This is a genomic window from Streptomyces kryoterrae, from assembly GCF_054072135.1.
The window spans coordinates 10,029,242-10,047,905 of the sequence record NZ_CM133358.1; the positions used below are offsets into that span (position 1 = coordinate 10,029,242).

Below are 18,664 nucleotides of genomic sequence, written 5' to 3' on the forward strand. Positions count from 1 at the left end.
CCTAAGCCTGCCCGGACTTGGGGAACACACGGGCCGCAGTGCAAGCGTCGCGACCACAGCGAGCGACGGGCGCTGACTGACAAAGGCACACTCCGTGACGTCGGTCAGGTGGACGGCGACCACACCGAAGCGGCGGTCATCGGCGTCCTAATTGTGGCCTCTTTGCGGCAAAAGCGGTCATGAACGGACTTACTGTTCCCGGGCCCTGAATAGGTCAGTAGCCTGAATTCTTGCCTGGTCGTCGCTTGGTCATGAAGAAATCGGGGGACATGGCGTGCGCGCATTCGGTGAGATACGTCCGCGTGACGACTTCGTTCCCTGCAATGAGGTGGAACGTGAAGTCGCCGCGGACTTACGCACCTTGCGTCTCGCCGGCAACGACCTCCAATCGCGTTGCACGGCCCTCGGTAATCTCGCGATATCCCTTTACTCCCGGCATCGATGCCGGGGCGATCAGCTGGATCTCGACGCCGCGATCGAGCACCTGCGCACGGTGTTGCGGCTGCTGCCGACGGGGCATCCGGAGCAGGGGACCGCGCGGGCGAACCTGGCGATGATGCTGGCGGCGCGCCGGACCCGCGAGGACCTGGACGCCGCTGTGACGCTGTGGCGCACGGGACTCGCCCGGGCGCGGCCCGGTACCGCGGACTGGGCTGTGTCGGCCGGTCAACTCGGCCAAGGTCTCTACGAGTTGTTTACCCTGAGCGGTCAGGCTGAGCTGTTGCAGGAAGCGGACGCGCTGCTGGAACAGGCCGTGTGGGCGCTGCCTTCCGTGCGCGGCGCGCGGTCGACCAGCGCTCCCGCCGGCTTCGAGGACACTCTCCTGGGCAACCGTGCGGTGCTGCTGATGACCCGGCACCAGGTCGTACGGCCCGACCCGAACGGGCTCGACGAGTCCATCGCCATTCTCGACGACCTCCTGCGGCGCACCTCGGATTCCGGACCTGTCGAACGGGCGGAATGGGCCGCCACGCATCTCTCGCAGGCTCTGGTCCTGCGCCATATGGATCGTGGAGATCCCGCCGATCTGGCCCGGGCCTCCGCGCTCGGAAAAGTGCCCGACAGTTCAGTTGCGGGGCTTGAGGGAGCGGGCGGTGGGGCGGTCGGAAAATTCGTCGCGCCGGGTTCTCGGATGGGGGCGGCAGCGGCGATCGGCTCGGACGTCCAGGCCACCGTCGCACTGTTCGGATATCTGTCCGACGCGCGCCAGGCGGATGTCGATCAGGCGATCCGTGATCAGCAGAAGGCGCTCGACCAGTGCGGTGACGACGTCATGCTGCGCGGCATGCTTGTGATCAATCTGGCGCTCACTCTGGCGGCCCGGCATCACGCTCGCCGGGACGGAGTCCGTCCGGACGGTCCAGCCGGATCCGAGGCCGGACCCATGGCCGTATTCGAGTCGGTGTCCGAAGCCGGGACGGCCGATCTGACCCGTGCCCTGGGCCTCTTGCGGGAGCAGACCGGTGAGAGCGCCCCCGCGCAGCATCGGGCGGCGGCGATCGCGCTCAGCGGGATGCTGCTGCTGGACCGCTATGTGGCGGACCCGGTTCGGCACGGCGAGGATCCCGCCGCGGCCGAACGGCTCATGCACGATGCCCTCGACGACGTGGGTCTGGACTACCGGTCCAGGATCGGCGTGCGACTGCGGCTCGCCTACTGTCAGTTGATCAACGGCCGGTCGACGGGCGACCCGACCGCCCTCAACTCGGCTGCGGACACGGCACGTTGTGCCGTCGAGGAGATACCCGCCGGGTCGCCGTTGCGTGCTGCGGCGCTGGGCACCCTGGCGGACATCCTGCTGGTGCGCGCCGAGACGACCGAGATGGCCGAGCACCAGCGGGAGGCCTCCGAGCTGTGCCGGCAGATCTGCCGCGACTCCGAGGACTCCGACCGTACGGCCGTGTTCCTCGCGGCACGCGGCTGGTTCGGGTCGACGTGGCGGCGCGGCCGACTGGACGAAGTCGCCGAGGCGGGCCGGATCGCACTCCGGCAGCTCCACGACATCGCGGCTCTCCAACTGGGCAGGGAGGACAAGGCCGTTGCGCTGCGACAAGCCGAAGGATTGGCCGCGCGAACCGCGTTCGCACTAGTGGCGACGGGGGACGCGGAATCGGCCGCCACCGTGCTGGAGACCGGGCGGGCGGTGATGCTCGCCGAGGTCATGCAGCGCGAGCATCCCGATCTGCTGAGGCTGCTGTCGAGCGAGTACCGCAATCTGTCGGCGCGCTTCCGTATCGCCTCGCAACAACTGGGAGAACTGGAGCGGCAGTTGCTCGCGGGGCCGCAGGGCATGTCGGTGGTCGACGGCCTGCGGGAGGCGTACCGGGAACGACTGCGCACATGGGACGACGTCGTCCGGGACATCCGCAAACTGCCGGGGTTCACGACGTTCCTGCGTCCGCCCTCGGTGGCGGATCTGTCGGAACCGGCGAACGCCTGCCGCAGCACTCTGGTCTACCTGGCGGCGACAGAGCGGGGTGGGATCGCGGTGCTCGTTCCCGGGACCTCGGGCAGCGCGGGCGACGCCGACAACCGGTCGGTGCGCGCGGTCGAACTGCCGGAACTCACCCCGGAGTTCGAGCGGAGAGCCTTGGCCGCTCTGCATGGTGCCGTCACACACCGCGACCTGGACGAAGCGGAGCGCCGCATGGACGAACTCGTCCGTGGGCTCTGGAAGTCGGTGATGTCGGCCGTGGTCGGCGCCGTCGGGACCGGGACCTCGGCGATCCTCATACCCGACGGTCTCCTCGGCATGGTTCCGCTGCACGCCGCCGCGCGCCCCGATCCGCAGGCGCCGACCGGACGCCGCTACGTCATCGACGACGTACCGATCGCGACCGCGCCCAGCGCCCGCACCCTGAGCGTTGCGGTCGCCCGTACCCACCACACACCGGTGAACCGTCTGCTCGCGGTGCGCGACCCGGAGCCCTTCGACGGGCCGCCGCTGCCGGGCGCCGTGGCCGAGATCCAGCGTGTGCGCGGGGTGTTGCCGCCCGAGATGCGGGTCCGTGAGCTGCATGGCGTGACCGCCACCCGGCAGGACGTCCAACTGGCCCTGGAGGACGCCGACATCTGCCACTTCGCCTGCCATGCCCAGGTGCAGCCCGATCGTCCGCTCGACGCCGGACTCAGCCTCGCCGGCGGCGAACGGCTCACCGTGCGGGACATGTTCGCCAGGCCTGCCGTGACGGCCCGGCTCGCCGTGCTGTCGGCATGCGACAGCGGCCACGTGGACGAGAGCCTGCCCGACGAGGTCGTCGGACTCGCCACCGGGTTCATGCAGGCCGGGTTCGGGGCGGTGATCGCCTCGCAGTGGCCGGTCGAGGACGCGCCCGCCGCCGCGCAGATGGCGGAGACCTACCGGCACTGGCTCGGCGAGGGGATGAACCTGCCGGCCGCGGTCGGTGCGGCCATGGCATGGCTCAGGGACAGCACGAACGAGCAGAAGCACGTGGCGTTCCCCGAGCTCGCCGACTTCGCCCCCGAAGAATCCGTGGACATCGGGTCGGGCGACGATCCCGAGTGGGCCGGCCGGCGCGACCACAGCAGTCCGCTGGTGTGGGCGGCGTTCAGCTGCATGGGGATCTGAGGGGGCGGCCATGGGCTCGTTCGAGGCGCTGCTCGCCACTCTGCTCGGTGTGGTGCCCGGCGCGCTGTACACCTGGGAGTTGGAGAAGCAGGCGGGCGCCTGGGGCGTGAACCTTTCGGACCGGGTGCTGCGCTTCCTGGGTGTCTCGGTCCTCTTCCACCTGGCGTTCGCGCCGGTCACCTGGTGGCTGGTGCAGCAGAGCCGACACGGGGTGTTGCGGACCGACGTATCGCCGTGGTTGATATGGCCGGTCGTCGCGGTCTACGCACTCGTGCCCGCCGCGCTCGGCCACGCGGTCGGTGTCGCGACCCGACGCCGGCGCCCGTGGACCCGCTGGCTGACCGGCCCGGCGCCCGCGCCCCGGGCCTGGGACCAGGTCTTCTCGCACGAGGGCAGCATATGGCTGCGGATCCGGCTGAAGGATCCCAGCGGCGGGGACAACGGCTGGTTCGCCGGCGCCTTCGCACCGGCGCGCAGGGGCCCACACTCGTACGCCTCCGGGTTCCCGCACGACCAGGACATCTATCTGGCGGAGACGGTGGAGGTCGATCCGGCGTCGGGCCGGATCCGCATGGTGGAGGGGCGGCCGCAGTTCAGGGGGGTCGGCGTACTGATGCGGTGGGAGGAAATCGCGTACGCCGAAGTCATGTCCGTCGAGGGGGAGTAAGAGATGAGCGACGAGACGGCGGAAGCCGGGCGCACGCAGGAGAAAGCACAACAGGGCAAGAAACAGCAGGGGAGGGAACAGCCGGAGGGGGCACCGCAGGCTGAGGTTCCGCCGGTCCGGCGTCGACGCACCGTGCGTCGGCGAGGGGGATACATGGCGAAGGGGTCGTTGGCCACAGACCTGCCCGCGCCGCCGTCGTCCATGACGATCACCGATTCAGCCGCCGTGCCCGCGCCCGCGGTCCAGGACGGCACCGACGACCAAGGAGCGGACGAATGAGCACCGCTCCCGAACTGCCCTCGTTCCACAAGCCCACCGGCGCGCACGCCGCCGCCCAGGTGGACCCCGCCGACGCCTACGAGGGCCGACACGTTCCCGCATGGCTCCGCGAGACAGGCACCTGCTTTCTGACCAACCCCCAGCTCGTGTTGTACGGAAACATCCGGGACAGCTATCTGGTCCCCCAGGGGGAGTCGTGGCAACTGCCCGACATCCGGGAGGCCTTGTGGTGGCTCATGAAGCCGCTGGGCTACTCGTTCCTGCTCGTGGCCGACCCCGTCGACGGACTCCATGTGCTGCCCGCGCACGACGAGGAGGTCCTCGAAAGAGTCGCCGCGCTCACCTCCGTGCCGGTCGGCAACGGGCGGCCACTGAGCCTCGACGCCCTGCTGGGAGTCCTGCGCGCCGTGGCCGGCAGCCGTGACGTCAAGGCCGCGGTCATGGTGGACTACGCGTCCCGGCTGGTCCGCGACGTCCGCCAACTCTCGCCCGAGGAGCACTACTTCTTCTCCGCCTGCGAGAAGCTGTCCCACACCTCCAAACCGGTACGCGACCGGGGGACGACCCCGCGCTACAACCCCGTGCTGTGGGTGGCCAACAACGACCGTGACATTCCGGCCTGGTTCACCGCGGACTCCATGGCCGTGAGACGGATCGCCATTCCGCTGCCGGACCTCGGTGACCGCAAGGTGGCCGCCGAACTGCTCTCCCAGGGCCTCTCCGTGCAGTTGCTCGGCGGGGACGAACAGGACGACATCGCCTACCAGTTCGCGGAACAGACCGAATCGCTGACGGTACGCAGCATGATGGAGATCATCCGGCTCGCCCGCACGCGTGAGGGCTCCGTCGACTCGATCGAGGCGGCCGCCCGCTGCTACCGGGTCGGCATCTCCGACAACCCGTGGAGCAAACCCTTCCTCCGGGAACGTCTCACCACCGCGGCCGAGCGGATCCGTGAGCGCGTGCGCGGCCAGGACGAGGCCATCGAGCAGTCCGTCGACATCATCATCCGCTCCGTCATGGGCCTGTCCGGCGCACAGGCCGCGTCCAACGCCTCCCGGCCACGCGGAGTGCTGTTCTTCGCCGGACCCACCGGGGTGGGCAAGACCGAACTGGCCAAGTCGCTGACCGAGTTGATCTTCGGCGACGAACGGGCGTACATCCGCTTCGACATGACGGAGTTCTCCGCGGAGCACTCGGCGGCCCGGCTGATCGGCGCGCCTCCCGGCTACATCGGACACGACGCAGGCGGTGAACTCACCAACTCCGTACGGGAAAGGCCCTTCAGCCTCATCCTGTTCGACGAGATCGAGAAGGCGCACCCGCAGATCCTGGACAAGTTCCTGCAGATCCTCGACGACGGCCGGCTCACCGACAGCACCGGCTCCACCGTCTACTTCTCCGAGGCCGTCCTCGTCTTCACCTCGAACCTCGGGATGTCGGTGCTCGACGAACGCGGCATGCTCGTGCAGAACGTCACCCCCGACAACTCGCGGGACGAACTCGTCAGCCTGGTCTCCATGGCCGTACGCAAACACATCGCGGAGGAACTCGACCGGCCGGAACTGCTCAACCGGCTCGGCGACAACATCGTCGTCTTCAACTTCATCAGGCCGTCCGCCGCCGACGAGATCTTCGACATTCTGCTGGGGCGCATCCTCGGCCTGGTCGCCAAGGAGCGGAAGGTCACCCTGACCATCGCCCCCGAGGCCCGCGAGACCCTGCGGAAGGCGGCGACCGCCGACATCACCTTCGGCGGTCGTGGCATCGGATCGATCCTGGAGACGACGCTGATCAACCCGCTGGCCCGCGCGCTGTTCGCCCAGGGCTACCAGCCCGCGTCCCAGCAGCGCATCAGCGAGGTCACGCACGCGGCGACAGGCTGGCAGGTGACCCTGCGATGAGGCCCGAAGACGCCACCGACCCGCTCCGCACGCGCCTGGAACAACCCGCCGACTCCCTGCGGACCCGGCTCGAACACGACCCATCGACCGTCACGGCCCCCGCGGAAGCCCTGCGCACCCGTCTCGAATCGGAACCCGCCCCGCGGACACCGCCCGTGCGGGAGGAGGAGGCAGCGCAGCGGCAGGAGATGCTGACCGTCCTGCCCAGACAACTGGCCGCCCGTTTCCAGCTTTTGGAGGAACTCCCCGCCGCGGGCGCGGAGGCCAACCTGCTGATCGTCGCCGACGAGAACTCCCGGCAACTCGTCGCGAAGATCTACCGCCGAGCGGGCCGCCAGGCCTCCCGCGAAGTGTGGGCGAAAATCCCGCAGTTGAACCATCGGTACGTCGTCCGGATCCTGGAGACCGGCGAAGCCGGACAGCGGGACTACGAACTCATGGAGTACGTCCCCGGCGGCAACCTCGCCCGGTTCGTCGGGCTACGGACCGCCGGCACCGAGGCCATGGTCACCGAGATGGTACGGCAGATCGCCTCCGCGCTGTCCGCGCTGCACGAGGTCGGCATCATCCACCAGGACCTCAAACCCGAGAACGTCCTGGTCCGTTCGACCGATCCGCTCGACCTCGCCCTCACCGACTTCGGCGTCAGCCGCGTCCTGGACCAGACCCGTGCCGCCGCCACCGCGGCCGGCACCCTCGCCTACCTGGCGCCCGAGCTGCTGCTGAGCAGCGGCGGCCAGACCTCCCGGGCCAGGGACTGGTGGGCGCTGGGCATGATGGCCCGCGAACTCCTGCTGGGCCAAAGGCCTTTCGAGGACATGGGACAGCCGGCCATCGACGCGGCCGTCATGCTGCGTGACATCGACCTGGACGGAGTGGCCGACCCGCGCCTGCGCATGCTGTGCGCGGGCCTGCTCACCCGGGACCCGGAGGACCGGTGGGGCGCGTCCCAGGTGACGAGCTGGCTCGCCGGGGGCAGCCCCGCGGTCGCCGTCCCCGTCGCCCTGCCCGCGCCGCCCACGCGGACCAAGCCCATCCAGCCCCTGGTGCTGCTCTCGGTCCGCTACACCGAACCCTCGGACCTCGCCGCCGCCCTCACCCGGCCCGGCGTCTGGGAGGCCGCGGCCCGCAGGTTCTTCACCGACATGGGGCCCGCCCACCAGCCGTCCGAGGGATGGCGCACCCTGCGCAAGTGGCTCAGGCAGTTCGACGAACCGGACACCTACGACATCGAGGCCCTGCAGGAGCTGGTCGACCACGAACTGCACGACCCCGCGCTCGGCCCCGACGCCCGACTGATACGCCTCCTGCGCGTGCTGAACCCCCGAACACCGCCCCAGTGCCGGGGGTTGACCATCGACCGGGAGAACCTCCTCGCCATCGCCAGGCGGGCCGCCGCCGCGCAGCGCCTCGACGACGAGAACGTACGGCTCGTGGAAGCGCTCTGGCAGCAGCAGTTGCTGACGGAGCTGGCCCAATATCAAGGGGCAGCGGAGCTGCGGGACATCGACGCGAGCTGGCGCGCGGCCGAATCCCGCAGCCGCGAGATCCTGGCCTGGCTGTGGCCACAGCTCCCCGCCACCGCCCAGCAGGGCCTGTCCGCGGGCGCCGACGCAGGACCGGCGATCGCTCCGCTGCTGAGCCTGCTCCTCGGCACCGAGGTGGACACCGCACGGCTGGTGGGTCAGCTGGATCAGGTGTCCGCACGGACCGCCACCACCGTGCCCTGGTTCGCCATGGCGCGTCACCAGGCCGGCCGCGACCCGGCCGCGCTGGCGACGGTACGCAAACTGGTCCCCGCGGCGCTCGCCCAGGCCGAGCAGACCGACCGCCAGAACGCGGCCGCCCAGGCGGCCCACCAGGAACGGATCGTCCGCTGGCAGCACATGGAGGCGCAACGCGTCTCGCCGGGCGCGGTGGCGGCGGCCACCAGAAGCGCGCTCGGCCCGTTGACGGGCTACGGGCTGATCATGGTCTTCCTCGCCGTGCTCGGTGGCGGGGTCTTCGACTTGGTGGCGTCCGCGGTGGCGTGCCTGGTCGTCGGTTTCATCTGCCTGGTGGTCCAGTTCTGGCTGGAGATCGGGTTCGCCCAACAGGTCGGCGCCGAATACGGCCGCGGGTACACCCTGTTCAGCCAGGCCGGCGCCGGATTCCTCAGGGCGGGCCGCCCCCGGGGCGCGGGGTTCGGCTGCCTGCTGATCCTTGCCGCACCGTGCGTCCTGAGCGCCCTCGTGGGCCTTCCGGCGCTCGCCTACGTGCCGTTTCTGCTCCTCCACCTGCGGTCCGTCTCCCACCGGCGGAAGTTGTGGACCAACCAGTACGCCGCCGCCCACACGAGGGTGGTGAACGGACAGTGAGCGGGGGTTCCGCCATCGGGATCGCGGCACCGCTCGCGGTCGGCGCCGTCCTCGGGTACGCCGCCGGGGCGGCCGTGTCCATCGCCGTGTCCGCTGGCCTCACCTCGGTCGGCACAGTCCTCGAACAGCGCCGCGAGCACTGGGAGCGCGAGCGGTGTGCCGAAGCGGTGTGGGAGCGGGCCGCTGCCGAGGTGCTCGCCCGCAACGCCCGGATCGAGGTGACCAGGGCCGCGCTCGGCGCGTACGGCCGCACGGCGGACGGGCTGCCGGACCCGCTGGTGTTGTTCCGGCAGAGCGTCGAGGAACTGAAGGCGTGGTGCGCCGCCGCGGACCGGTCCCTCGCGCAGGCCGATGGATCCCTGCTGGACCAGGACGCACAGCGCGCGGCGGCCTGGCTGGCCTCCGGACCGCCGCTCGGCCGCCACCCCGACCGGGCGACCCCCGGTGCGCCGCCCGCCGCGCACGGCGAGTCCGTACGGGTGTCGGCTGCGGACCGCCTGATCGCCGAACGGGAGGCGGCGGAACGGGTGTTGAGCCGTCTGACCCCGGCCGTCTCCCACGACGAACGCCTGCAGATCACGGCGGCCGCGGCGCGCGTCAGCGCCGCCGCCTCCCCGACCGAGGCCCGCAACCGACTGGACGATCTGCGCTCCCGCGTCGAGGGCGCCCGCGCCACGGCCGAGCACCGCATGGCCGACGCCCGGGCCGCCGCGGCCTTCCTTCAGGTGCTCGGGCACGTCCAGGACAAGACGGCCGAGCCGCTGCGTGAGCAACTACGGGCCGTCGTCAGGGCGCAGAGCCCCCTCGAACCGCGGCTGCGGGCCGAGGCGGTGCGCTGGGCGGAGACCGTGCGCGACGCGTCGGAACGGCATCACGTCCGGGAAGTACTGCTCAAGTCGTTGGAGGACATGGGGTACGAGCTGTGCGGGGACTTCTCCACGGTCACGGTCGAGCAGGGCGCCTTCGCCGTCACGCACGCCTCCTGGCGGGAGCACGAGGTACGCCTGGTCTTCGACGACGCTGAGCGGGAGCTGCGTGCCGTGGTCGTTCGCACCGACGGAGCACAGGGCATGGCGGGCCGGCGGGCCGATGTGGAGCGCGAGGAGCAGTGGTGCGGGACTCTGGAGGACCTTCGGGCCCAACTGGCCGACGAGGGCGTCCAGGTGGACGTCCACTCGCTGACCGCCCCCGGCGCCCGTCCGACCCCCGTCGCGCATACCGGACGCACCAGGGACGAGGAGCGGTACCGCTCCGAAAGCGGCTCGCAGGCCGGGCAGTTGGGGCAGTGACATGACACAACTCGCGGTCAACCGGCTGCACTACCCCGTCAACGTGCTCGGCCACGGAGTCCGAGCCGGCATCTGGGTCCAGGGATGCACCCTGGCCTGCCCGGGATGCATGTCGAGGGACACCTGGGAACAGCGCCCCGGCACGGAGGTGGACATAGAGGCCGTGGTCGAGTGGGTCCGCCGGCTCCCCGGCCCGCTGAACGGCATCACCGTCTCGGGCGGAGAACCCTTCCAACAGCCCCACGCACTGGCTGAACTCCTGCACTCGCTGCGGGAGTTCGGGGCGACCACCCGGACGCCCTGCGACCTGCTGGTGTTCTCCGGCTACGCTTGGCCCCGGCTGCGCGACGGGGAACCGTACCGGAGGGCACTGTCCCTGTGTGACGCGGTAGTCGCCGGCCCCTACGTGGCACGCCGCAACACCGGCACCCCGCTGCGGGGATCCGACAACCAACAAGTCGTACCCCTCACGGAGTTGGGGCATGAACGCTACGGCGAAGAGGCGCTCGCCGGATACCCGGAGCGTCGCGTGCAAGTGATGACGGACGGCACCGAACTGCGCGTCATCGGAATCCCGCACCGGGCGGAACTGGACCGATGGCAGACAGCCTCCGAGGCCGGGGGCGTGAACTGGGAGAGTGCCACATGGACCGCCTGACCTGCACCGCCTGCGATACGGAGGTGGGCGCCGACGAGGTGGTCTGCCCGGAGTGCCGGGCCGTGCTCACCACTGACGGCGCGGTGCTGGCCGGCGCGGCCGAGCCGGTTCCCGCTCCGTCCCAGGCCGCCGTCACTGTCACGGTGCCCGCCGACCGTACGGCCTGCCCGCACTGCGGGGTGAGCGTCGACGCGGCGGATCTCGTCTGCATGGGCTGCCTGCGCGAGCTGCGGCCGTCCGACCGGACCGGCGCGCCCCTTCCTGACGCGGCACTCCGCACCACCCTCGAACGCCCGGTGGCGGCAGTGCAGTTGAGGTTCAAGTCCGGAGGAGTGGTGGAGGTACGGGCCGGACAGGAGGTCACACTGGGACGCGCCGCCCAGCACACGGCCAGCGCCCCGCAACTGGCCGGTTTCGACAACATCTCCCGCACCCACGCGACCGTCGGCGTGACCTCCGACGGGGCGGTCTGGCTCCGCGACGAGGGCTCCGCCAACGGCACCTGGGCCGACGAAGTCCCGGTCCCACGGGGGCGGACGAGGCCGCTCCACGACGGCAGCGTGATTCGACTGGCTTCGAACGTCACGGCTGAGGTCCTCCTGCGGAACGGGACCACGCGCGGCTGAGCGGGTGCGGTGGGTCGCGGCAGGGCGCGCTGGGCGGCTGTGAGTGCGGCGAGGGCCGGGGCGGTGAGGCTGGCGGCCAGCGTGCCGCGCAGCAGGTTGCGGCGCTTCATCGGATCTTCTCCATGGTCGGACTCCGTGCTGAGAACGGCGGTGTCCTCCCAGAGTTGCGCAGCAAGCCCCAGTAGGGCACCGGGAATGCGCAGTCCGCCAGCGATTCGCTCGACAGTCGTGAGGGCGGTGACAGATGTGGTGCCCCGGGCGATCTGGCTGACCCGCTCGGTTTTGAGCGCGCACGCTTCGGCGATCCGGTTGAAGGAGATCCCCGCGTCGTGGGCCATGGCGACCGGTGCCGTTCGCGGCTGTCCTGGCGGTGTTCGCGGCCGTGCCGTCCAGGGCCCGGCCGAACGGTCAGGAGGAGGGTCCTCATGCAGAGTCCCGCTACGCCCCCGCCCGCCACGTCCGGGCCGTCGACCGGCGGCCTGGTCCGCTCCCGCCGGGCGATCGTCGCCGCCCGGGGCCGCAACGCCATCCCTTCGTACGGCGGCGGCACCGGCAAGAGCGACGGCAACGACTGACGGACCGGGAGCCCTGACGCGATGACGCGCATGTTCATCGCGGCGTGCCTGGGCGAGGACTTCCTCGCCCAGGCACTGCACCGCGAATACCGCCACGTACCAGGCGCGCTCGATGTCGCCGGAATGATGACCTGGGACGACCTCAACCAGATCCTCGCCACTCACCGGCTTCAGCCGCCGCGCATGCGGCTGTCCCGCGACGGCGAGACGCTGCTGGTCGGCGGCTACACCCCTCCGGTGGCCACGCGCCGCCACACGGTGTGGCACCGCCTGCACCCGGCCGAACTGCACGCCCGCTTCACGGAGGGCGCTTCCCTCGCGCTGGACAGCGTCGACGAACTCCACCCGTCCCTCGCCCGCCTCTGCGAAGCGATCGAGCGCGACCTGCGTATCCGCGTGCAGGCGAACCTGTACGCGTCGTGGACCAGCCTGCAGACCCACACCACCACCGACCTGATGGCGTGGGTGTCCGAGCAGCTGCTCAGGCACGAGGACTGGCGGCGCGACCTGCCGCTGCTCGCCGCATCGGACGTCCAGGCCGACGCCGTGGACGGGATGCGCAAGCGGCTCGCCGAACTGCTGGACGACCCGGCGCTGCTCGCCCGCTGCCGGGCCGTGATGGACGGCCAGGCCGTCGGCCGGATGGCGCCGAGCCTGCCGTACATCGACACCGTCCCCGCCGACGGCGGCCTACGGGTCCGGCTGACGACCGCTCGCGCGGTGCTGGACGTCGGCGAGGACACGGTGACGCTCTCCGCCGCCGGGAGCACGTTCGAGTTCGCCCCGGCAGCGGAAGCGGTACTGCGCCCGCTGGTCGACGGCCGCACCGTTGACTTGGCCACGCTCGCCTACACGGCCGGCCTCGCCCTGGAGGACGTCATCGGGCTGGTCCAGGAGCTCATTGCCGGGCAGGCCGCGACGGTGGGGAGCCTCCTGTGACGGCACAGCTCGCTCTGGGGCACCTACCAGTGCCGGGCGATCCCGGAGGCGGCTGCACGGGCAGCCGCCTCCGGCGCGTAGTGGATCGACACCGTGCCCAACTACGCCACCGGCCGCGCCCAGGAGTTGCTGGCCCCGGCCCTGGCCGCCCGCCCATCCCTGCGGATCGCGAAGCAGGCCGGCTACTTCACCGTGGCCACCGGTGCCGACGCCGTGAACGCCGGTGTCCTGACCGAGGACCAAGCGGTGACCCGGCAGAGCCTCGCCCCGGAGTACGTGCGTTGGCAGATCCGCCGCAACTGCGGGCAGCTCGGGTGGGAGCGCCGGACCTGGTGCTGCTGCACAACCCCGAGCGCGCCCACCCTGGCGACCGCCCCGCACTGCACCGCGCGATCCGGGACGCCTTCGCTGTTCTCGAGGAAGCCGTGGCAGCCGGGAACGTGGCCGGGTACGGCATCGCCACGTGGGCTGGCCTGGAAGAGGAAGCGTTCACGGTGAGGGAGCTGCTCGCCCTGGCCGCCGAAGCCGCGGGCGGCCGGCACCACCTGGTCGCGGTCCAGATAACGGTGAGCCTGGTGATGATGACGCCGATCGTCCAGGCCCTTCACGGCCGGGGCCCGCTCCCGACCGCCGCCGGCGCTGGTCTGCGGGTGATGGCCTCCGCGCCGCTGCACGGCGGTGAACTGCCCGGCATGGTCGACCAGGAGCTCGCCGACCTCATCCGGCCGGGCCCCCCCGCACAGGCGTGCGTTCTCGCGGTAGCGTCATGCCCAGGAGTGGCGGACGTCCTTCTGGCCGCCTCCGCTGCGCCACACTGGAGGCAGGCGGCCGACGCCGTCGCCCAACCCTCGCTGACCGCCGCCAAGTTGCGGGAGATCACTGGTGTGCGCGCCTCCCCCTGACCCCGGTACCGAACAGCGCATGCGCGCCCACCACACCCGCGCCCCGCAGGCCCTGGACGTACGAGCCGAGCCGGGCGGGGAGTTCTGGGGTTGGGCCGGGCGCACCCTGGGAGCCCCGGCACGCACCGCTACGGGTGCGTCCGTGTGGCTGCGGCTGGTGTCCGCTCCGGAGGTCAAGGCGTCGGGGAACTTGTGGGACGGCGCCCGGACGCACAGCACGCCTTCGGCGACCTTGACGGACACCGGCCTGCGCTCTTGGCCGTGCACGACGCCTTCGACGACGACACCGCCCACTGGGCGGAGCTGTCGGCCCGCGTCGACCAGCCGGTCCTGTCCGACGACCCGATCCTCCAGCACGACCTCCAACTGCCCGGCTCCTGGTGGACCGACCTGGCGGAGGCGCTGGAGAAGGTGTCGGCAATTGTCACCGACCGAGTCGCCGTACGTCAGCAGTCCATGGACCGGGCCATCCCCGAGTTCGTGGGCATCCCAGCCCCGGCCGTGACCTGCTGGACCACCGCCCACGCCGACCTGCACTGGGCGAACCTCACCTCGCCCCTGCGGCTGCTGGACTGGGAGGGCTGGGGCCAGGCTCCAGAGGGATTCGACGCCGCCATGCTCTACGCCTACACGCTGCTCCAGGAGGACGTCGCCACCCGCGTCCGCGACGCTTTCCCCATCCTGGGCAGCCAGGCCGGCCTCGCCGTCGAAGCGACCGTGTGCGCCCAGCTGCTCCAGACCGTGGCCCGCGGCGACAACCTCACCCTCGAAGACCAGCTCCGGGACTGGTTTGAGGAACTCCGCCGCCGCTGACCGAAACTGCCCAATGGTCCTATGCGTCAGGTTGCTGTCGCAGGTCCAGGGAGCAGCGCAGCCGCACGCCCGGCTCGCCAGATTCCCGTGTCGTACGGTCCGCCGACGAGATGGCGTAGTGCGTGGCGAGCAGTTCCTGGACCAGGAACGCGGTCTCGTCATCGGCGGCCGCAACCTCCACCACAGCTAGACCCGCCGTGCCACCTGCGCGTCATAGATCTGCCTCATGCACAGCACTATGTTCCGTAGCCCGTAGAAGTTCTTCCCACCCGGTGTGTTCACCCGACCGAGTAGGGCTGGGGTCATGGCGATGACTGGGGCGGTGCTGGCCGCGATCGCAGAGCTCCGAGAGGATCTCGACACCGGCGAGTGGGATCCAGATGAGTACGAGCGGGTGCTCACCGTGGAGGTGCAGGCAGAAGGCCGGGCGAGCACGGACGGCTGCTTTTGTCGTCAGCGCTCAGCAGTACACGTCCACTTCCACGACCCTGTTACCGCCGTCCAGGGTCCGCTCACTCCATGCCGGGACCAAATCCCACGCGTCGTTCGAATACCACACCCTGAAGGTGTTGCCGTGGGCCTTGGCATAGTTGAAGCGGCCGTAGATATAGTTATTTCCACAGTGTTCCAAGTTCCAGACTTGTCCCAAAGTGTCATATACGCAGGCTCGCCCGTCATCGCACTTGTAGCTCTTGTACTGGGGATGGACGTCGACAGCTGAAGCGGCGCTGGAGCCGCCGATGAGCGTGCCAGCCCCAAGGGCGAGAGCCACAGCTGTACGGGTCACATACTTTTTGAGCAACTGCATCCGGAATTCCCCCTGCCTCGGTCCCCACTGTGACACCAGTTCGAACAGGCGCCCGTGAGGACTGCCACTCGGTCGACCGAAGCAACGCGCCGCAGTCGACCTCTTTGCGCCACACCGTAGGCGCCTCCCACGGACACCAGCCATCCTTTCGAACACCATCGAAACGTGCTGAGTCGTTGCGGACTGCACGGGGAGTTCACGTGCGCCGCACTGGCAGGCGCCTTGTGGCCACTCGCTGCGCGAAGGGCCAGCTACCACTGACGCACTCGTGTCACTCGCAGCGGCTACGTGCTGGACGCCATGAGCCTGACGGACGCGGAAGACAAGCATGCGGTGCGGTCCGCTCTCGATGAGCTGCTGGGCATGGTCGTGCTCACTGGCCTCCAGGGTACGGCGGGCGGCGCGGGCTTCTAGGAGCTGTTCGGGGTTCGGATCTCTTTGTCGCGTTGGGTGCTGGTAGAACTCGGGTGTGGCGCGTTTTGATGTGACGGATGCCGAGTGGGCTCTGATCGAGCCGCTTTTGCCGGTGGCGGCCACGGGGCCGTTGCCCCGGCGGGTGCGGGACCAGTTCAACGGGGTGATCTGGCGTTTTCGTACCGGGTCGGGCTGGCGTGATGTCCCTGAGCGGTACGGTCCCTGGTCCACGGTGTACTCCCGGTTCAGCGGTTGGGCCAGGGCCGGGGTGTTCCAAGGGCTGATGGACGCGTTGATCGCGGAGGCGGCCGGGCGTGGGCTGGTCGGTCTGGAGTTGGTGAGCGTGGACTCCACGGTGGTGCGCGCGCACCAGGACTCTGCAGGGCTGGCCGTCGCCGGGGAGACCCTGGACGCCCTGGAGCAAGCGCTGACCGAGGAAAAGGGGGTTCCGCTGGCGTGCCAGCTGCCGGTGTGGCGGGTGGTGCGACGCAAGCCGAGGCGGACGCGGCCGGTGCACACCGGGCGGGTGCGGATCGTGCCACGAAGCGGCGGCGTCGCAGGGCCCGTGCGAAGGCTGCCGGACTCGGTAGGTCCCGGGGCGGAGTGAGCAGCAAGGTCCATGCCGCGGTCGACTCGGCCGGGCTGCCGCTGGCCTTCGTCCTGACACCTGGTCAGGCAGCGGACTGCCCGCAGTTCAAGGCCGTGCTGGAGAAGATCAGGGTCCCGGGGCCGGTCGGCCGCCCGCGCACCCGACCGGACGCGGTCGCCGCCGACAAGGCGTACTCCTCCAAGGGCAACCGGGCGTACCTGCGCAAGCGTGGCATCAAGGCCGTCATCCCGGAGAAGAGGGACCAGGCCGCCAACCGCAAGAGGAAGGGCAGCAAGGGCGGCCGGCCCGTCAGCCACGACACCGACCTCTACAAGGAGAGAAACACCGTCGAACGCCGCTTTCAGGAGGTCAAGACCTGGCGCGGGGGGCACCCGCTACGACAAGAGCCCGGACAGCTTCGAGCCGGACTCCACCTCCGAGGCTCGATCATGTGGCTGAAGCACCTCACGTCGACCACATGATCCGAACCCCGAACAGCTCCTAGTGCCAGGCACTCGCACAGCGCGGGCAAGCCCGCCTCGTATACCCGAGCGGCACGCCATCGGGTGCAGTGGAGGCCAGTGACGGTGAGACTTAGGGGCATGGTCACTCCGCCAGAGCCTCCACCCAGCCCGGAGCCCGTGCGCTCATCGCCAGCGGCGTCTCTCCTGCGGAAGACGGCGTTCATTGCCGCCCCGGGGACCATCGTCTTCGCGTTGCTTTACTACTTCGGCAGCGTCTACAACAAGCAGTACTACACCACCCTCGGCGTCTTCGCCGAGGATCTCGGGTTCTCGATCCAGGGCACCGTCGCCGACAGCACGAGCGTGGTCTTCTTGCCCGTGTGTCTGTTCCTGATCGGTGGCCTGATCTCGTTTCTGGTGCTTGGCTGGCTGGCACAGTGGCTGGACGGACCCAGGCGTGCTGCTCGTCGCCGTGCGGCGATCAGCTGGCTGCTCACCCTCGGGGTGGGGGTGGTGCTGTTGGGTTGCGTGGCCTTCGGCTTGGAGGTCCTGCCGACGCAACGGGCGCAGCAGTTCCTGCCGGCCCTGACAGTGGCCGTGGGGGCGACACTGGCCGTCTTCGCCGTCCATCTGCGCCTGGCCGCGCACGCGGGTGCCCAGAACCGGCGGCTCCCGCATGGCGACCGGTTGTGGCTGGCCGGCGGCACGCTCCTCTTCGCCCTGTTGACGCTCAGCCTGTTCTACGACATGTCGCAGTACGTGGGGGCGGTCGGCCGCGGCGACGGGAGGTCGGAAATCGACGAGGGCTACCAGGGTACCCAGTGGGTGGTGGTCCATTCGCGGGTGCCCCTGGCCTACTGGGCACCGGGCATCACCCCCTTGGACCGTGGCCCCGGATTCAGCCCCTATCGCTACGAGTACCAGGGCTTCCGCATCATTGCGAAGGCGCCGAACCGCTTCTACCTGGTCTCCCACACATCCCGATGGAAGGACCGCGTCGTCCTCGCGCTGCCCGATGACGGCACCGTGTGGGTGGAGATCCGCGGCGTGATGTGAGGGCCTACGGCGTCGGTGTGCCGTCCTCGGTGAGAGACGGCGGGGTCGTGGGTTCGGAGGGGGTGGGCGGCGTCGTCGTGGGGGTCTCAGGAGTGGGGGGCTGCGTGGTCGGGGTCGTGTCACCGACCGCGAACCCGACCACGGGGTAGGTCGTGGTGGCGCCGTCCGCGGTCGTGACGACGAGTTCTCCGGAGTACTGCCCCGGCTGCGTCGGTGTGTGCTCGATGGCCACCGTGCACGGGTTCGGTGGCTGCGGACCAAGGCAGTCGGTGCCCTTGACCTCGCCCTGCCCGTTGCCGTTGGAACGGTAGACGATGTTCTGCTCCGGTTTGGGCTGCTGTTGACCCGGGGCGTTGATCGCCACGTTGCCTGTGGCCGGCTCGTTCACCCTCACCTGCGACATGTGGATCGTAGGCCCGGAGCCACCCTCGTCGTCACTGCCCGGGAAGACTGAGGCGAGCGTCTCTGCCGCGTCCGGCGTCTCCATGCCGTTCCCAGTCTCCTGACCGCTGGTCTCATGTACGGTTCCTCCGCTCGAAGCAGAATCCTCCTTGCAGCCGCTCGTCGTCGTCAGCGCGGCGACCAGCGTGGCGGCGGCAAGGCAACGGCTACCCGCTGAAGTCATGGCGTTGGTCCCTCCACTCGCGGCCGGATGGCCATCGCGTCCTGATGCGCTCCGTACGCCTGACTCGCCGAGGCGTGTCACACCCGGGTTCGCCGTGCCGTCCACCAGAG

General features: G+C 70.1%; 16 protein-coding genes and 1 pseudogene. 15 read left to right on the forward strand and 2 right to left on the reverse strand.

Annotated features, from left to right (window positions below; genetic code table 11):
• The first annotated feature begins 328 nt into the window (after nucleotides 1-328).
• The 12 genes from ACW4TU_RS44720 (at nucleotide 329) to ACW4TU_RS44775 (ending at nucleotide 14,598) form a co-directional block, all read left to right on the forward strand.
• The gene (locus ACW4TU_RS44720; protein WP_457423234.1) at nucleotides 329-3,589 is read left to right on the forward strand and encodes a CHAT domain-containing protein; all 3,261 of its coding nucleotides are present in this window, start codon (nucleotides 329-331) and stop codon (nucleotides 3,587-3,589) included.
• 10 nt (nucleotides 3,590-3,599) lie between these two features.
• The gene (locus ACW4TU_RS44725) at nucleotides 3,600-4,256 is read left to right on the forward strand and encodes a DUF6338 family protein (protein WP_457423236.1); all 657 of its coding nucleotides are present in this window, start codon (nucleotides 3,600-3,602) and stop codon (nucleotides 4,254-4,256) included.
• A gap of 3 nt (nucleotides 4,257-4,259) precedes the next feature.
• Nucleotides 4,260-4,535 (forward strand): hypothetical protein, encoded by a 276-nt coding sequence (locus ACW4TU_RS44730; protein WP_457423238.1) that lies wholly within the window; start codon nucleotides 4,260-4,262, stop codon nucleotides 4,533-4,535.
• The gene (locus ACW4TU_RS44735) at nucleotides 4,532-6,439 is read left to right on the forward strand and encodes an AAA family ATPase (protein WP_457423240.1); all 1,908 of its coding nucleotides are present in this window, start codon (nucleotides 4,532-4,534) and stop codon (nucleotides 6,437-6,439) included. Before ACW4TU_RS44730 ends, ACW4TU_RS44735 begins: the two co-directional genes overlap by 4 nt.
• Nucleotides 6,436-8,796, forward strand: a complete 2,361-nt coding sequence (locus ACW4TU_RS44740; protein ID WP_457423242.1) for a protein kinase domain-containing protein — start codon at nucleotides 6,436-6,438, stop codon at nucleotides 8,794-8,796. The genes ACW4TU_RS44735 and ACW4TU_RS44740 overlap by 4 nt, the downstream gene beginning before the upstream one ends.
• Nucleotides 8,793-10,085 carry a hypothetical protein gene (locus tag ACW4TU_RS44745; RefSeq protein WP_457423243.1) on the forward strand — a complete coding sequence of 431 codons (1,293 nt, stop codon included), beginning with the start codon at nucleotides 8,793-8,795 and terminating at the stop codon, nucleotides 10,083-10,085. The genes ACW4TU_RS44740 and ACW4TU_RS44745 overlap by 4 nt, the downstream gene beginning before the upstream one ends.
• Nucleotide 10,086: 1 nt before the next feature.
• A complete protein-coding gene (locus tag ACW4TU_RS44750; RefSeq protein WP_457423245.1) occupies nucleotides 10,087-10,743 on the forward strand; it encodes a 4Fe-4S single cluster domain-containing protein in 657 nt (218 codons plus the stop codon).
• A complete protein-coding gene (locus tag ACW4TU_RS44755; protein WP_457423247.1) occupies nucleotides 10,731-11,369 on the forward strand; it encodes an FHA domain-containing protein in 639 nt (212 codons plus the stop codon). Before ACW4TU_RS44750 ends, ACW4TU_RS44755 begins: the two co-directional genes overlap by 13 nt.
• Nucleotides 11,370-11,794: 425 nt before the next feature.
• Complete coding sequence (locus tag ACW4TU_RS44760) at nucleotides 11,795-11,944, forward strand: hypothetical protein (protein ID WP_457423249.1); 150 nt, start codon at nucleotides 11,795-11,797, stop codon at nucleotides 11,942-11,944.
• A 21-nt stretch (nucleotides 11,945-11,965) separates the two neighbouring features.
• Nucleotides 11,966-12,883 carry a winged helix domain-containing protein gene (locus ACW4TU_RS44765; RefSeq protein WP_457423251.1) on the forward strand — a complete coding sequence of 306 codons (918 nt, stop codon included), beginning with the start codon at nucleotides 11,966-11,968 and terminating at the stop codon, nucleotides 12,881-12,883.
• 332 nt (nucleotides 12,884-13,215) lie between these two features.
• Nucleotides 13,216-13,785 carry an aldo/keto reductase gene (locus ACW4TU_RS44770; RefSeq protein WP_457430613.1) on the forward strand — a complete coding sequence of 190 codons (570 nt, stop codon included), beginning with the start codon at nucleotides 13,216-13,218 and terminating at the stop codon, nucleotides 13,783-13,785.
• Between the two features lie 261 nt (nucleotides 13,786-14,046).
• Nucleotides 14,047-14,598 (forward strand): hypothetical protein, encoded by a 552-nt coding sequence (locus tag ACW4TU_RS44775; RefSeq protein WP_457423253.1) that lies wholly within the window; start codon nucleotides 14,047-14,049, stop codon nucleotides 14,596-14,598.
• A 19-nt stretch (nucleotides 14,599-14,617) separates the two neighbouring features.
• On the opposite strand, the gene ACW4TU_RS44780 is transcribed toward ACW4TU_RS44775, so the two are convergent.
• Nucleotides 14,618-14,782, reverse strand: a complete 165-nt coding sequence (locus ACW4TU_RS44780; protein WP_457423255.1) for a DUF6207 family protein — start codon at nucleotides 14,780-14,782, stop codon at nucleotides 14,618-14,620.
• Between the two features lie 120 nt (nucleotides 14,783-14,902).
• Between ACW4TU_RS44780 and ACW4TU_RS44785 the strand changes: the two genes are divergently transcribed.
• The 3 genes and pseudogenes from ACW4TU_RS44785 to ACW4TU_RS44795 all read left to right on the forward strand — a co-directional run bounded on the left by ACW4TU_RS44785 (nucleotide 14,903) and on the right by ACW4TU_RS44795 (nucleotide 17,929).
• Nucleotides 14,903-15,319 (forward strand): hypothetical protein, encoded by a 417-nt coding sequence (locus tag ACW4TU_RS44785; RefSeq protein ID WP_457423257.1) that lies wholly within the window; start codon nucleotides 14,903-14,905, stop codon nucleotides 15,317-15,319.
• Between the two features lie 556 nt (nucleotides 15,320-15,875).
• Nucleotides 15,876-16,891, forward strand: a pseudogene (locus tag ACW4TU_RS44790) (IS5 family transposase).
• A 159-nt stretch (nucleotides 16,892-17,050) separates the two neighbouring features.
• Nucleotides 17,051-17,929, forward strand: a complete 879-nt coding sequence (locus ACW4TU_RS44795; protein ID WP_457423259.1) for a hypothetical protein — start codon at nucleotides 17,051-17,053, stop codon at nucleotides 17,927-17,929.
• Between the two features lie 4 nt (nucleotides 17,930-17,933).
• Here ACW4TU_RS44795 and ACW4TU_RS44800 read toward each other — a convergent pair whose 3' ends face one another.
• Complete coding sequence (locus tag ACW4TU_RS44800) at nucleotides 17,934-18,554, reverse strand: hypothetical protein (protein WP_457423261.1); 621 nt, start codon at nucleotides 18,552-18,554, stop codon at nucleotides 17,934-17,936.
• Nucleotides 18,555-18,664 lie beyond the last annotated feature (110 nt).